Genomic DNA, 14,036 nt, shown 5'->3' on the forward strand with positions numbered 1-14,036 from the left:
CTTTTGGAATAATACCTTCAAAGCTTCCATATTCTATGGGGTGGTCTTCCACGTGCATTGCCAAGCGTTTTACACTGGGATCAAGGCAGGGTCCTTTGGGTACAGCCCAACTTAATAAAACGCCGTTTAATTCCAAACGAAAATCGTAATGAAGATGACTGGCAGCATGCTTTTGGATAATAAATAAAAAATTATTTTCTGGGGAGACCTGTCCTCTCGGTTCCTTCGTCTTAGTAAAGTCTCTTTTCTGATAATATTTTTCCAACCCCATAACGGCATCCCTTCCTTTTTTTAAAAGTATAGCTTAAAGCAGGGAGTAAAATTCGGCGTACTTCTCGCTGAGCTCCTTATTTAAGCGCTTTATACCATAACGACTTTTCCATATTTTTTTAATGGCTTCGTCTACTTGTTTTCTGGTAGCTTTCAAACCAATGGTCCATAAATGCGCAATGAATGCGTTACCTTTTGCTTTGCAATCAATATCCATTAAATAAAGTGCGTTTTTAAATTTTTTTAACTGCTCTTTCTTTAGTAGGGAAACCGTACGATTATTAATTTTTGTTAATCCTTTTCTTCGTAAAATCTTTTTAATTAAACGATGAAATTTAAGCGAATCACTTCTGTGCATGCCATAACTAACGGTTATGGATTTGTAATAAACTTCTAATGGTTCTGCAGCAATTACATTCTCAATTTCAAAAAAGATTTTATAGATATCTTTTTTAAGATTAATCACTTCAATTTCTTTTGGATAAATTAAATACTCCAACTGATCATCTAACAGCATATATTGAATAACCGGTGGCTTTAATTTCCCACGAGGAAGCCAGCGCAGCGCTGCAATATTTTTCATAAACTTTAATGGTTATTTAAATATATTAATTGTAGCTTTTTTAAACATAGTCTTGATGTAAGTAAATTTATGAAATCACCCAGCATAGAGTCTTACATGAACAAATAGGGCAGGCGCCCCTATTGTATTAGCATAGAATAACGATAATTTATACGAGCAAAAATGATATCGATAAATTATTTGAAGCTCTTATCTAACTTTCCTTCAACTCGCATCGACTTAAAGAATAGGTGGAATTACAATATTAGGTACAGAATGTTTAACAAAACATTGTGAGCGCGTAATTTCTGATAATAAAATTATATAAAAAGAAAGAATTTCTGTCGAAAACCTTCCTACTATTTTAAGGCTACCCAGCCAAACCGAAAGTCTCATCTGGTGCTGCCATGGGCTCTGCAGATTTCATCTCGCTAAAAAATTGATAATATTTTTTGCTTTTGTTTTGTGGGTAACGGTTGATTAGTACATGTTGATCACTCGTTGTACTTTGATCAAATTGTCTTTCGACAAAACCAAGAAGATGTTTCTGCTTAAACGTACTAAATGGTTTACTCTTTTGTTTATCGGGACTCACTTGTGCCGATTCTTCAATTGCAGCGGCTTCAATTATTGAAGTGGGCGCTGTTTTATAAAGCCAGGCCGGAGGTAGGAAAGGTAACACGGTCACACTAGTTTTAGCTGGAGTGGACTTTTCTGGCGTAAGAAAATGGAGTTCTTGTCCTGGAGAGGGAATTCTTAGAAAATCCTTTAACAGAAGTACACAATTTATTAGACTTCTTAGGGACCAATCCTGGCTTTCTATATTTTGAATATCAAATTCAAAATAAGGTACACATAGCTCAACTTCTAAACCACTTTGTTGAAGTAAATGATAAATATCTTCGATATCCAAATCTTCTTCTGTTAGTTTGGTCTTAACAAAGCAGCCTTCTTTTGTCATTCCCACTTGAAATGGATCTAGAACGTAGCAATAAATTTTACTTGCAACTTTTTCCAAAACCAGGGATAAAACTTGCCCATCTTTCCCCAACCAAATAACTCCTAACTTAGCGTCTTCCAATGCTTCTTTAAAATGTATCACTTCTTGCTGCAAAGCATCGATGCCTTCTAGGCAAATCATATCCAGTTGGTATTTATCCCGGTAATATTTCAAGAAATCTTTAATATGTGAACTGTTTGGATACAACTGGACTACAGGCTCCAGTTCAAAACTCAATAACATACGGCTTTCTGCATAGATTATCTCCTTTCTAAATTGCTTGTTATTTTCCTGAAGAGTTTGAAAAAGTCGGGAATTCATAGGAATAAGAGGGAACGGATAACTCACAAAAATTTTGAAATAGCGCGGGTTGTAACTCAAATGCCACCAGATGTCTCTATACGATAGGATTAGAAGGAGTTGATCGGGAGTATGAGTTGGTACTTCCGTACAGGTAATACCCATAGACGCCAAATTTTGCTTGATCTCTTTATTGCGTGCTTCATTTGTTCCCTGAATATGTACATTAATGGTAGATAAGTTAAATAAATTATATTGGAGCTCCAATACTAATTGCTCTCCCAAAAGAACATGCAACATATTTTGAAAATACGGTAAAGGCGAAGGGAAAATAGTACGTACATGAGCGCCCGATTTTTGCAAATTAAGGCCATCACTCTGAATGTGAAAAGCTAATGTTTGACTATGTTCATAGACTGAGACACTCTGAATTTCATCCAGTTGAGCATAGATTAAACTTATAAAATAGGCATGAGTCTGTGTATATTTTGAGGTGTTTTTATCCAATTTAATATAGCTTGAACCATCCATTAGTTGATAAACAGTAGCACCATCAACACAAAAATCTGGAGCAGTAATAGGAGCACACATTGGGAAATGCTCATAACCTAATCTAAGCACTTGTAACAGTGCGCTTGGATCCAATTGACCTTGTGGCATAAAAACAGAATCCTCTGGAAGAGAAATGGATCGAATTTTTTGATAAATATCTGGAACAGCAAGGGATCTATTACAGTACAGCTCATACAAATAAAATTGAGGTAGAGATAAATCCAGAATTTCCTGAATTTCCTTCTCCCCTATCTGACCTGCATATATTCTTCTTGCAACATCTGATAACCACAAATTAGTAGATTGACCTTGGGGAGTATAAGCTTCTAACTCCTGTTGAGCTTTTTCCAAATCAATTTCAGCGAAATATAAGGTATAGTTTTGAGCAAATTCTTCAATATCCGGCGTTAGAAGGGCAACAATATCGACGGTTAAATCGGCTGGATCGGGGGGTAAACAAAGTGAATGTGCTGCAGCCACAGCTTGCACACACAAATTGCTAATAGAGCCTCCACCTCGTAGAGCAGGAGTTGTTTGGCTGATAAACCAATGTAACCGGCCGAGATTATATAGGAATTTTTGTGGATCCCCCTTTAATGCAGCGATAAAAGAATCGTTAGCCGCTTGCAAGGTAGATTGAATTTGGCAAGGCTCGGTATGGACGGTAATTATTTGTAAAGCGGGCTTTATTTGAAAAGGAAACCATTGACCTTGATTAATTAATGAGAGAAACGCTTCATCTGGGTTAATAATATGCGTCGTTAAGTTCATACCATTGTATTTTACTTGAACTTGTTGTGGATCGAATTGAATTAATTGCTCATAGAGCTCTTCTTCTTGATTTTCGGGAAAACATCTTCTAATCGTATCTGAGATATCGCTAGGTAATGATGATTTATTTTGAATGCTTTCTAATCTTTCAATATATTCGCGTAATTTAGGAAAACCACTAGCTCCGATATAGCAACTTACTTCCCCTAATAAAGTAACTGGTCTTACTGGAATTTCCTTTCTAGAAATCCCAAACTTCAGTTTCTGAGCTTGATTTTTGGATACAGAACTAAACAATTTTTGATAGTGTGAATCATGATTGAGTATGATGGCAATTAGTAATCTTAGCCGAAGAGCTTCTTCTACAAGTGATTCGGCACAAGAAATAGCCCCGCTATTTATTTTTTTTGCCATTGATTCCACGGCTGCCGTACAAAGTTTTGACCAAATATATTGTTTTCCATCACTTCCTGCGATGTGCGTCTTAATCGCCTCATTTCGTGGTAGAAAAGCAAACTGTCTTAAGAGTGGGGGAAGAAAATTAAATTTCATAAATAACTAAAAAAACAAGATGGACTATATTTTACCATAAAGTTATAAATTGCAACAACAAGACATTTATGGATTGTTTCGGTTCAGCGCCTCTAATTCAAAGCTGGCAATATCATTTAATTCAATAAGGGTTCTTAGTAACACTACATTAAAACGCTTTCTTATGAGTGAGGTATCCATACCTAATTCCCTGGGAAATCTGTTAAACAGAGTACTTGTCTTTTTTAACTATTTCGTATCAATATATCTACAGTAAAATCAGCTGTTGTGTTTAATTCGCTGCTACTTAATAGCATCGATAATCTCGGAAAAATATTTAGGCGGTTCTGGTCTTTCAAACCAAGCTAAATAATGTTCAATTTCCAACGCTTTTCCTTCATTTAAAATACATAGTTGTTTATCACGGACATAAGGTAGAGCAAACTCTTTAGAAAGCACAGTATACCCAAGTTCAGCACTTACCAGTTGCGCTAGATTATTAGTATTATTAGCAAAATAACGATTGCGATTTGGACATTTAAAGCCATATTTTTGCAAATAATTAAAAGTGAACAAATCGTCGTGATTAAAGTCAATGATCCTTTCATTTTGTATTATTTCTTCCAAATCACGATTCGCCCATGCATAGCTACATACTAATACATATTCCTCTGGCATCAATTCTTTATAACGCATTTCTTGCGTAATCGTTTCTTTATTTAATATTGCAAAATCACACAAGCCGGATTTTAATTGCAAATGCCTTTTTTCTTGATCAGCCAACTTGAAATTGATCAGAAGGTTTTTGTATTTATGCAAAATAGGAATGATTTTTGGAATAATTCGGGAGCGCATTAAACTGGTGGGAGATAAAATTGTTAACTCTATTTCCAATTCTTCGTCAAGGCCCTGTAGTTTTGCCAGTACTTCCCCTTCCAAGTTTTTTATATTTTGACAATATCTTAATAGCACCTCCCCTTCGAGAGTTAAATTCATCCCTTTTTTAGTTCTAATAAACAACGTTGTTTTTAATGAACGCTCCAGTGCTCGAATTCTTTGAGTCACCGCTGTTTGTGTAATATGAATTTGCCGCGCAGCACCATGAACCGTTTTACATTGGGCTACTGTAAAAAACGCAATTAACCGTGGACTCAATAAACTCATTTTTTTTCATCAGTAAATTAAAATAATGAATTTTATTTATAGTAGATAAACACACTAAAATCCATATGTTTAAATTTGAAACAAACGATGAGGGGATAGTGATGTTGCCGTTATACAAAAAGCTTACATTTCAAGTGGAGCCCTGCAAAAACAAGACCCAAAAGCTGGAAAAAGTAGATGCCTATAAAGTAGCGTTATTAACAGAAAGCAGTGAACCAGATCTTTTCTGGGGTACGAAGCTAAAATTTTTTCCTAAACCTCATAGTATTGATGAAGCAACGTCCGTTGTAGATATCTATTCTTTAAATTACGAAGTTTCTATGCAAGAAAATAGCTCGCTTGTCGACAAGAGAAAAGTTAAAAAAATTAATAGAGATTTAAGCAGCCTAACTTGCATGCCCCCATCTTCTGCAAAACATATACATGCCCAGGTCGTGCTCGTGCTCGATATTAAAACGAAAGAAGAGGGCTACAATAATAAGGGAATAATCCAGACAAAAGAGCAGGAGTTTTTATCTTTATTTAATCAAACCCCGTCCATCTCATTTATTGATACATTGCAAAAAGCAGGACTGCAATACGTTATTTTGGAAGGTAGTTTAAAGGCCGACCTTTTAGGAAAAAATCTATTCGAAGAAACACATGAAAAACATCTGCAGTCGACATCTGAGGATTTTTGCCAATTGGTTGAGTTTATGATTAACGCTTTCAAACGCGGTGAGACGGTAGTCATTAAAAATAAATCCCATGGCGTTGAATATACTTTTAATGCAGCAGACTACCTCAAAAAAATTTCGCCCGACATGCCAGATTATCAACCAGCAAATATGAGCGTCACAGTATATCCCAAGCAATATTATAGCATAGCCACGCAGGGGACTTACACCAAAGCAATGCAAGCCTCAGGGTTGTTTAAGTTATCCACCGTAGCAAACGACGAAACGGGAATCGTACAAATGACAACTGAGAAGATAATACATCAGAAGATGGTAGGGTGTTAAAATGAGACACACAATTTATCTCGCAGAAGCGTGCCAAAATACTTTTATTATTGTGGACTGTCTCCAAAGCTCTTCGCTAGATTCTGAGGATGTAGATTATATTCATGCTGCTCTTTTGGAATCAAAACGCGATGATGCCTTGATACTAATTAATTCATATAAAATGAATTCTTCATTGAGTATAGAAATGCGGGTCTTAGGAGTGGATAAACGTTTTGCGGATTTTTGCGGAAATGGTTCCAGAGCGTGTGCTGCCTATTTATACGCACACTATCCTCAGTATAAGCAGTTTTTTATACGAGCAAAGAAAAAAAACCACTTACTTACACACCATGGTGAGAATGAGTACTCTACAGAATTACCTCCGGTTAATTTTCATCCCGACCCGAAATTTATCGCCAAAGAAGACGCATTTCAAAAAGACGATGAGGGATATTTTATGTATTTTTATCATAAAAAATTTTATTACACGGATATTATGGAGCCCCATCTTATCCTGAATGAACGCCTAAGCCTGGAAGAAACTTATAAATTTGGCGCAAGGCTTAATCAAGAAAAAGCGTTATTTCCTGCGGGTATAAATTTGACGGTTTTTCATTATGGCTTGTCTATGCAACATTTATTCGCAGTAACTTTTGAGCGTGGTATTCAAAATTTATCCCAATCTTGTGGCAGTGGAGCCTGCTGCGCAGGTGCCTTTTACTTGAAGGAAAAAGTGGGCCAAATCAAAGTTAAAAATCCCGGAGGTCTTCTCACTATCTTTAACTACAAAAATGGCATTACATTAAAAGGGCCAAGTATAATTACGGGATTGTATCAACAACCCGTTCGAGAAAATATTCGATTAGATTTAGCTTCATCGCTATATATTGCCTGACGAAATTGTGGGGGGACGGTTTTATTATATGCATAAATAGTAGAAACGCTATTATCCAGTTAAACAGAGTACTTGTCTTTTTTAACTATTTCGTATCAATATATCTACAGTAAAAATCAGCTAAGGAATAGTTATGATTTATAAAAATATATTAGAGACCATCGGCAAAACTCCTATAGTAAAAATCAATCGGATTGGCTCTGATTTACCCTGTGAGATATATGCCAAATGTGAATTTTTAAATCCAGGGGGCTCAGTTAAAGACAGAATTGGGTACGCTATGGTCGAGCAAGCGCAAAAAGAAGGGAAAATTAAGCCAGGTGATACTTTAATCGAGCCTACCTCAGGGAATACTGGTATTGGCATAGCGTTAGCCGGTGCGGTTTTAGGATATAAGGTAGTCATTACCATGCCTAATAAAATGAGCCAAGAAAAACAAGTCGTTTTAGAGCGCTTGGGCGCCACCATTTATCGGACCCCGACAGAAGCAGCTTGGGACGACCCAGATAGCCATATTTCTCTGGCTAAAAAATTACAAAAAGAAATACCGAATTCTTACATATTAGATCAATATGCTAATCCAAATAACCCAGGCGCCCATTACTCAGGCACCGCCCAAGAAATTCTTGATGACTTCCATACTGACTTACAGATGGTAGTAATGGGGGTTGGTACAGGCGGAACCATAACCGGAATTGCGAGAAAACTGAAAGAAAAGATTCCTTCTATAAAAGTGATAGGCGTCGATCCGGTAGGTTCTATTTTAGGAGGCGGCAGCGAGGTTAAACCATACCATGTAGAGGGAATTGGTTATGATTTTTTCCCCGAGGTGCTTGATAATACCTTAGTGGATGCATATGTAAAAATAAAAGATGATGATTCTTTTCGCATGGCCAGACGTTTAATTAAAGAAGAGGGGTTGCTTGTTGGTGGCTCTAGTGGTGGCGCAATGTGGGCTGCACTACAGGCGGCAAAAAATCTACAGCCAGGGGATAAATGTCTTGTAATCCTTCCTGATTCAATCCGCAATTATATGTCGAAATTTGCAAACGATGAATGGATGAAGGAGCAAGGTTTTCTATAGTATCACTTTAAATAGTGACAGGGCTTACTCTCTTTCCATTGACATAAGTAGGTTACAGAGTGGAGGGCTGATAACCTACTTATTAACGGAAATTAAACTTAACGATAAACCGCTGAAACGGCTTCTTCTTGGTCAAATTGAGCAAAGACATCATTGGTATTCATTTGGCCAATACTGATAGCCCTGGCAATACCATGAATTAAGGCGTCTACCACTTGACGGTCATAAGAGCCCGCTTTTGCAGCAACCACACCTTCACTTTGTGCGGTCAAGAGTGTGTTAAAAAATTGTTGATTTCCATGCTCAAGCCCAACATATTTTGTTCGCCCACGTAAGTAATCACTGTTTCTCATGCCATCAACATATAAATTCAATAAATCTTTTTTACTCAGCTCACCGGCGCTTACCATAGTAGTCAAACGGTTTTTATGTGCTTGGAACTCTGCATGAATTCTTTTATCTTCGCTAGCAATTAGCTTAAGAATTTCTTCCATGCTGGGTTCTTCATTAGCAAGATTAACTGGAGAAATTGCGCGTGACGCTTGCAATCCCACAGTAGTAAAGCGTTTTACATCTACCACTTTGGGAACATAATGATGATTCTGTAACTGAACAACAATTGCTGGATTTTCTCCTTCTGCATTGTATTTTAACTTTAAAGGTAGCTCTTTTTCCGCTTCAACTACTTTTACTTCAATAGGTGTATTTAAAACTTCGGCTAAAGCCGCTATTGCAGTTTCATCAATGTATGTATGAATTTGACGCATTTGGGCGGGATGAGTGGCTTCGGTATCATTTACGAAAGCGCCCCTATATTTATTCGGATGCACCACAAATTCATCAACAGCCAACTGACGTAGGGTATAACCCAAAGTTTGGACTAACTCTGACAAAGTTACTTTATTAATAACTTGTTGCATAATTTCTGCCGGGGTATGAAGCTCACCTTTTAGTGTGCCTCTTTGCGGACGGTGGTGAGGGAAATACTGAAAATGACGGTTTAGGACTTTCGTGATTACATCATTCCTCACGCGATTTCTTGCCAGAATATTATCTAAAAAACCAGCTGCCACAGAGCGAAACCCGCAATCGCCTCTTCCACCAACGTTTACAAATGCACCCACCTTAGCGGGTTCCTTGACACTTTTTACGCCAGTGACAGGATGTTTAAAAAAGCTTTGCATTGTAGTGAATTGAGTAGGCATAACTTTTCTCGCTCTTTCAATGGATAGTTCCATTTTAAAAAATAAAGATTAAGGAAATATTAACTTTTTATTTACAGTATGAAGTTAAAAAATTAATCACCTGGGGTACAAAATCCGGCATCTGCCATAAATTGTTATGGCCGGCGTAAGAAAATGCAGCTAATTTCTTTGGCTCATTGGCCTTGTTATACATCTGCCACCCTTGAGAAAAGGGAACAATTTGATCCATTTTGCCATGAAGAATTAAGAGAGCCGCTTTTATATGCGCCATTTTATCAAGGGATTCATAGCGATCGCGAGGCTTTATCCAAACCCACGGGTAATGGTATCTGGCTAAATCAGTAAAAGAAGTATAAGGCGATTGAAGAACCAACGCGCACACAGGATATTCATTAGCTAATTGAACGGCTACTCCCGTACCTAACGACTCACCAAAAAAAACAATTTTTTGTCCTTCGATACCGTGCTGATGAAGAAAGGAAATAGCTGCTCTACCGTCCGCATAAAGTCCCAATTCGGTGGGAGAACCCTCATTAGGCCCATATCCTCTATACTCTAAAAGCAATACACCGTACCCTGCCTCTAAAAACTTTCGCACCAGGGGCATCCGATACCCAATGTTTCCGGCGTTGCCATGAAAATATAATATGGTGGGCTTATTTTCCACAGCCGGTTTATACCATGCTAATAAATTTAAACCATCTTTTGTTTTCAGGGTAATCTCCTGCATATCACTTGCAGTAAATTCTTGTAAAGGTATGGGCCCTTTGGCCGGGAAATATATTAAATGCCGCTGCCAAAAATAAATAAATACGAAGACAAACAAGAAAAATAAAACAGTTATGACTATTAAATGTTTAATCATTGCAAACCTTGGCTGCGTTGGCCATAAAACAATCTCTCGCAAAGTAGTTTAAAAAGAAGATATAATGAATTTACAGAGTTGGTGCAAGTACTTATGCATTGAAACCTTAAACCTAAATTCGGGATGGATCTAGGTTAAAGCAGGAAGCAGCCAAGGAGCTCAGTATGGAGCACATTGCAGAAAAGGATTTACTCAAAGTAAAAGATTTACTCCGACGTACTGGCGAATTCATAGCGTATTTTGAGATTGCTGAAGCCAAAATGATCGAATGGCGCCAAGCAGTAGAACTACACGCGCGTGATCACCAACAGCAATTTAATCAACAATTTCAAGCACTCCGGACTGAGATGGAAGCCTTGCAAGAGTTATTGACGGAAGCAGGGTTGGCCAGATTTCGTCTTTCTGCTGATAGTGCCCTGCGGCAAGGCAAAGAATATTTAGAATCGATGCAGAAAACAGAACAACAATTCTTAAAACATTTGACTACTCATCAGCGCGACTTGTCTATTCTGACTAAACAGGCAATTGAGCAAATTGCTTTTCAAACTAACGAATCACTGCAAAAAGTAAGTGAATATTTTGCACATTATGACGTACAACACTTTAACCGTATTGCCAATGAAAGCTGCGAACAAGTAGAGCGCTCCGCTTCACATGTGATTAATAAATGCGGAAAGATTTTACGTATATTTCAATGGCGCTCCGTCACCCTCACTTTATTAATTACTGTAGTTACTGCTTTTGTGATGGGTCTTTATATGAGTAATGAGTATCCCTGGGAAATCCATGAACGCGCAATGAATGAGCGTGGTGCAGGAAAAATGTTAATAAACGCTTGGCCTAAATTATCTTACCACGAAAAGATTAAGATATTAGGCGAGCAAAGTAAGTCCAGTTGAATGGAATTTTTATTTCTTAGTGGGTTAGTTATTATTGCCACGTTTGCGTTTCTTTATCCCTGGATTACTAAAAGGAAAGTTCGAAAGTGGTATAAGCACAATCATATAAAAAAATACGAGCAGGTATTTAACCATTTATACGCCAACATAAATGGTTTTATTCTTTCAAAAAAAGCAAGAGACGAAAAGGATGCATTGGAGTATCTATATGGTGAAATTGATTTCGTTTCATTTATTGCCCTCCTGTCTAATGTCACCGTTGATGAAAGTACGGTTTTCTATGATCTGGGAAGCGGGATAGGTAAAGCAGTTATCGCGTGCTCCATGGTCTATCCAGTTAAAAAGAGTTGCGGCATAGAAATTTTTGCGCTTTTGCATAATGCAGCGGTTCTTCAGAGGGAGAAACTAGGGCAGATAGAGGGCTTTAGTGAAAAAGCTGCGCGCATCCAATTTAGTAATACGGATTTTTTGCAGGCAAATTTACAAGAAGCGACACTAATTTTTATTAATGCCACTGCGTTTATTAATCCACTATGGGATAAACTTGTCCACAGATTGGAACACGCATCCACCGCCAAAATAATTATTACAACAAGCAAATCTATAAAATCAGATCATTTTACTTTATTAAAAAAAACGCGTGTAGCGGTGAGCTGGGGGGTTATTCCGGCATTTATTTATGTACGCAAAATGTAATGTGATTGATAACATTGAATAATTTTCTTTGCTGTCTATACTAATATCATATGGTGCAAAAAGTTTAATTACTCCCGATGTGATGAAATCGCTATTATGCGACTCAAAGGAGTGACTGCCAGGGACTGGACAGATAATCGTATAAGCCTTAGGGGTGGGTATGATAAAATCGGAGCTAATTGAAAATCTTGCTGCTAAAATGACACATTTGCCAGAAAAGCAAGTTACGGAAAGCATTAATCAAATTTTAGAGTTAATGAGTGATGCTCTAATACAAGGGAAACGCATAGAAATTCGGGGGTTTGGCAGTTTTACATTACATTATCGACCGCCACGAAATGCGCATAACCCAAAAACAGGCGAAAAAGTAATTACGGAAGCCAAATATAGTCCTCACTTTAAGCCGGGGAAAGAGTTACGCGAACGAGTGGATGCTTCACGTGATAAAACATCCATCGAGGGCTAAAGTCGTTAGGTTTTGGGTAATGTAACCCCTGTTTGCCCTTGATATTTTCCCCCACGATCGCGATAAGAAACCTGGCAAACTTCATTGGCCTCTAAAAATAGCATTTGCGCCACCCCTTCATGCGCATAAATTTTAGCTGGCAATGGGGTTGTATTTGAAAACTCAAGGGTAACATGTCCTTCCCACTCAGGCTCTAAAGGCGTCACATTTACAATAATGCCACAACGCGCATAGGTTGATTTTCCCAAGCAGATTGTAAGGATGTTTCTTGGTATACGAAAATATTCGACTGTACGCGCGAGTGCAAAAGAGTTTGGGGGGATAATACATATGTCTGATTCAACATCAACAAAACTATTTTGGTCAAATGCTTTAGGATCAACAATAGCGGAATTAATGTTAGTGAAAACTTTAAACTCTCTCGAACAACGGACATCATAACCGTAACTGGAAACACCATAGGAAATAATACGCCCGGATTCATTTTCTCGTACTTGCCCTTTTTGGAAAGGACTAATCATCCCATGCTCCAAAGCCATTTTTTCTATCCACTGGTCGGATTTAATTGTCATATTTTTCCTCTGCTCACAGAACAATAGGAGCATCTTCTATCATAAATAAACAGGAAGTGGAAGCTTTGCGATGGTCTTTTACACTTGGCATTTTTTGCAGTGTAATTTTTGTGCTATCTTTAAAAAAAGGATTTTATTCATAGGACGTGCTGATGCCGCTCTCTCTTATCTACATATCACTCTTCTCTTTAAGCCCGTCTTTATTATTCGTTTCTGGAGACTCACATGGATAAAGTTAGACCTCAAGATGCCGATTTGCTCGGTAAACACGGTCAAGCGGTGGGCCCTATTGCTGAAACAGGACAAGTCTTGCTGCTGGGTAAACTTTGGCAGGCCTATTCTTTAAAAAAAATTGCGGCTAATAGTCCTGTGAAAATAACAGGGGTAGGGGAAAAAGGGTTAGAGGTAGAAGAAATCCGCGATGAAGAAGAGGAGTAATATACCGTATGTTTTCGTTTACCGGCTTTCTTATTATTGGTGTAATAGCTTTTTTAATGGCATCGCTGCGAGTTTTGCGTGAATACGAGCGAGGAGTGGTATTTATGCTAGGCCGATTTTGGCGCGTTAAAGGACCTGGGCTTATAATAATTATTCCCGTGTTGCAGCAAATGGTTAGAGTAGATTTACGCACCGTGGTATTGGATGTCCCAAGCCAGGACGTCATCTCACGAGACAATGTCTCCGTACGTGTTAATGCTGTTTTGTATTTTCGTGTTCTCGACCCGCAAAATGCAATTATTAAAGTAGAGAATTACTATGAGGCAACTAGCCAACTTGCACAAACAACCTTACGTTCTGTTTTAGGGAGACACGAGCTTGATGAAATGTTAGCTGAGCGAGAACGTCTAAACACTGACATACAGAGGATTTTGGAAGAGCTGACTTTTGAATGGGGAATCAAGGTCTCCAATGTGGAAATTAAACGGGTGGATTTAGACGAAAGTATGGTACGGGCGATTGCCAAACAAGCAGAAGCTGAGCGCGATCGGCGAGCCAAGGTTATTCTCGCGGAAGGGGAACTGCAGGCGTCCGAAAAATTACTGCAAGCGGCAGATGTGCTTGCAAAAACCCCTCAAGCTATGCAATTACGTTACTTACAAACACTCACCTCGATGTCGGGCAACGGCAATACATCAACTATAGTGTTTCCAATGCCTGTTGACCTTTCGATTTTGCTACAAAATATATTGAAAAAGTAGGTTGGGCCCAAAGACCCAGGCA

The 14,036-nt window shown here is 38.1% G+C and carries 14 protein-coding genes; 8 read left to right on the forward strand and 6 right to left on the reverse strand.

The window, feature by feature from the left end; translation table 11 throughout:
• Positions 1-304: 304 nt before the first annotated feature.
• From EL206_RS00305 to EL206_RS00315, 3 genes are all read right to left on the reverse strand, one after another.
• On the reverse strand, positions 305-853 hold the full coding sequence (locus EL206_RS00305) for a hypothetical protein (protein WP_188331935.1): 549 nt from the start codon (positions 851-853) through the stop codon (positions 305-307).
• A 349-nt stretch (positions 854-1,202) separates the two neighbouring features.
• Positions 1,203-4,007 (reverse strand): hypothetical protein, encoded by a 2,805-nt coding sequence (locus EL206_RS00310; protein ID WP_058463090.1) that lies wholly within the window; start codon positions 4,005-4,007, stop codon positions 1,203-1,205.
• A 282-nt stretch (positions 4,008-4,289) separates the two neighbouring features.
• Positions 4,290-5,150 (reverse strand): LysR family transcriptional regulator, encoded by an 861-nt coding sequence (locus EL206_RS00315; RefSeq protein WP_058463091.1) that lies wholly within the window; start codon positions 5,148-5,150, stop codon positions 4,290-4,292.
• Positions 5,151-5,215: 65 nt separating this feature from the next.
• On the opposite strand from EL206_RS00315, the gene EL206_RS00320 reads away from it, so the two are divergent.
• The 3 genes from EL206_RS00320 to EL206_RS00330 all read left to right on the forward strand — a co-directional run bounded on the left by EL206_RS00320 (position 5,216) and on the right by EL206_RS00330 (position 8,112).
• Positions 5,216-6,151: a hypothetical protein gene (locus EL206_RS00320; RefSeq protein WP_131739595.1), complete on the forward strand. Its 936-nt coding sequence runs from the start codon at positions 5,216-5,218 to the stop codon at positions 6,149-6,151.
• A 1-nt stretch (position 6,152) separates the two neighbouring features.
• Entirely contained in the window at positions 6,153-7,028 is an 876-nt protein-coding gene (locus EL206_RS00325; protein WP_058463093.1) for a diaminopimelate epimerase, read from the forward strand.
• Between the two features lie 133 nt (positions 7,029-7,161).
• Positions 7,162-8,112 (forward strand): pyridoxal-phosphate dependent enzyme, encoded by a 951-nt coding sequence (locus EL206_RS00330; RefSeq protein ID WP_058463094.1) that lies wholly within the window; start codon positions 7,162-7,164, stop codon positions 8,110-8,112.
• Positions 8,113-8,210: 98 nt separating this feature from the next.
• On the opposite strand, the gene EL206_RS00335 is transcribed toward EL206_RS00330, so the two are convergent.
• Positions 8,211-9,317 (reverse strand): OTU domain-containing protein, encoded by a 1,107-nt coding sequence (locus EL206_RS00335; protein ID WP_058463095.1) that lies wholly within the window; start codon positions 9,315-9,317, stop codon positions 8,211-8,213.
• A 67-nt stretch (positions 9,318-9,384) separates the two neighbouring features.
• Positions 9,385-10,182 (reverse strand): alpha/beta hydrolase, encoded by a 798-nt coding sequence (locus EL206_RS00340; protein ID WP_058463096.1) that lies wholly within the window; start codon positions 10,180-10,182, stop codon positions 9,385-9,387.
• Positions 10,183-10,346: 164 nt separating this feature from the next.
• Here EL206_RS00340 and EL206_RS00345 point away from each other — a divergent pair, with 164 nt between their 5' ends.
• The 3 genes from EL206_RS00345 to EL206_RS00355 all read left to right on the forward strand — a co-directional run bounded on the left by EL206_RS00345 (position 10,347) and on the right by EL206_RS00355 (position 12,243).
• Positions 10,347-11,081: a hypothetical protein gene (locus tag EL206_RS00345; protein WP_058463097.1), complete on the forward strand. Its 735-nt coding sequence runs from the start codon at positions 10,347-10,349 to the stop codon at positions 11,079-11,081.
• Positions 11,082-11,777, forward strand: a complete 696-nt coding sequence (locus EL206_RS00350) for a methyltransferase (RefSeq protein WP_084758901.1) — start codon at positions 11,082-11,084, stop codon at positions 11,775-11,777.
• Positions 11,778-11,937: 160 nt separating this feature from the next.
• Positions 11,938-12,243, forward strand: coding sequence for an integration host factor subunit beta (locus tag EL206_RS00355; RefSeq protein ID WP_058463098.1), 306 nt, complete (start codon positions 11,938-11,940; stop codon positions 12,241-12,243).
• Positions 12,244-12,248: 5 nt separating this feature from the next.
• Here the strand turns inward: EL206_RS00355 and dcd are convergent, their stop codons facing one another.
• Positions 12,249-12,815 carry a dCTP deaminase gene (dcd, locus tag EL206_RS00360; RefSeq protein ID WP_058463099.1) on the reverse strand — a complete coding sequence of 189 codons (567 nt, stop codon included), beginning with the start codon at positions 12,813-12,815 and terminating at the stop codon, positions 12,249-12,251.
• A gap of 225 nt (positions 12,816-13,040) precedes the next feature.
• Here dcd and EL206_RS00365 point away from each other — a divergent pair, with 225 nt between their 5' ends.
• Positions 13,041-13,253 (forward strand): NfeD family protein, encoded by a 213-nt coding sequence (locus EL206_RS00365; RefSeq protein WP_058463100.1) that lies wholly within the window; start codon positions 13,041-13,043, stop codon positions 13,251-13,253.
• 56 nt (positions 13,254-13,309) lie between these two features.
• Positions 13,310-14,014 (forward strand): slipin family protein, encoded by a 705-nt coding sequence (locus tag EL206_RS00370; protein WP_407637826.1) that lies wholly within the window; start codon positions 13,310-13,312, stop codon positions 14,012-14,014.
• The last annotated feature ends 22 nt before the right edge of the window (positions 14,015-14,036 follow it).

Origin of the sequence: Legionella adelaidensis, from assembly GCF_900637865.1 — a bacterium.
GTDB classification, from domain to species: domain Bacteria; phylum Pseudomonadota; class Gammaproteobacteria; order Legionellales; family Legionellaceae; genus Legionella_A; species Legionella_A adelaidensis.

What these genes read in the sequence shown, in the direction of transcription:
- EL206_RS00305 (WP_188331935.1), bottom strand. Translation starts at nt 853, where the DNA reads ATGAAAAATATTGCAGCGCTGCGCTGGCTTCCTCGTGGGAAATTAAAG.
- EL206_RS00310 (WP_058463090.1), bottom strand. Translation starts at nt 4,007, where the DNA reads ATGAAATTTAATTTTCTTCCCCCACTCTTAAGACAGTTTGCTTTTCTA.
- EL206_RS00315 (WP_058463091.1), bottom strand. Translation starts at nt 5,150, where the DNA reads ATGAGTTTATTGAGTCCACGGTTAATTGCGTTTTTTACAGTAGCCCAA.
- EL206_RS00320 (WP_131739595.1), top strand. Translation starts at nt 5,216, where the DNA reads ATGTTTAAATTTGAAACAAACGATGAGGGGATAGTGATGTTGCCGTTA.
- EL206_RS00325 (WP_058463093.1), top strand. Translation starts at nt 6,153, where the DNA reads ATGAGACACACAATTTATCTCGCAGAAGCGTGCCAAAATACTTTTATT.
- EL206_RS00330 (WP_058463094.1), top strand. Translation starts at nt 7,162, where the DNA reads ATGATTTATAAAAATATATTAGAGACCATCGGCAAAACTCCTATAGTA.
- EL206_RS00335 (WP_058463095.1), bottom strand. Translation starts at nt 9,317, where the DNA reads ATGCCTACTCAATTCACTACAATGCAAAGCTTTTTTAAACATCCTGTC.
- EL206_RS00340 (WP_058463096.1), bottom strand. Translation starts at nt 10,182, where the DNA reads ATGATTAAACATTTAATAGTCATAACTGTTTTATTTTTCTTGTTTGTC.
- EL206_RS00345 (WP_058463097.1), top strand. Translation starts at nt 10,347, where the DNA reads ATGGAGCACATTGCAGAAAAGGATTTACTCAAAGTAAAAGATTTACTC.
- EL206_RS00350 (WP_084758901.1), top strand. Translation starts at nt 11,082, where the DNA reads ATGGAATTTTTATTTCTTAGTGGGTTAGTTATTATTGCCACGTTTGCG.
- EL206_RS00355 (WP_058463098.1), top strand. Translation starts at nt 11,938, where the DNA reads ATGATAAAATCGGAGCTAATTGAAAATCTTGCTGCTAAAATGACACAT.
- dcd (WP_058463099.1), bottom strand. Translation starts at nt 12,815, where the DNA reads ATGACAATTAAATCCGACCAGTGGATAGAAAAAATGGCTTTGGAGCAT.
- EL206_RS00365 (WP_058463100.1), top strand. Translation starts at nt 13,041, where the DNA reads ATGGATAAAGTTAGACCTCAAGATGCCGATTTGCTCGGTAAACACGGT.
- EL206_RS00370 (WP_407637826.1), top strand. Translation starts at nt 13,310, where the DNA reads ATGGCATCGCTGCGAGTTTTGCGTGAATACGAGCGAGGAGTGGTATTT.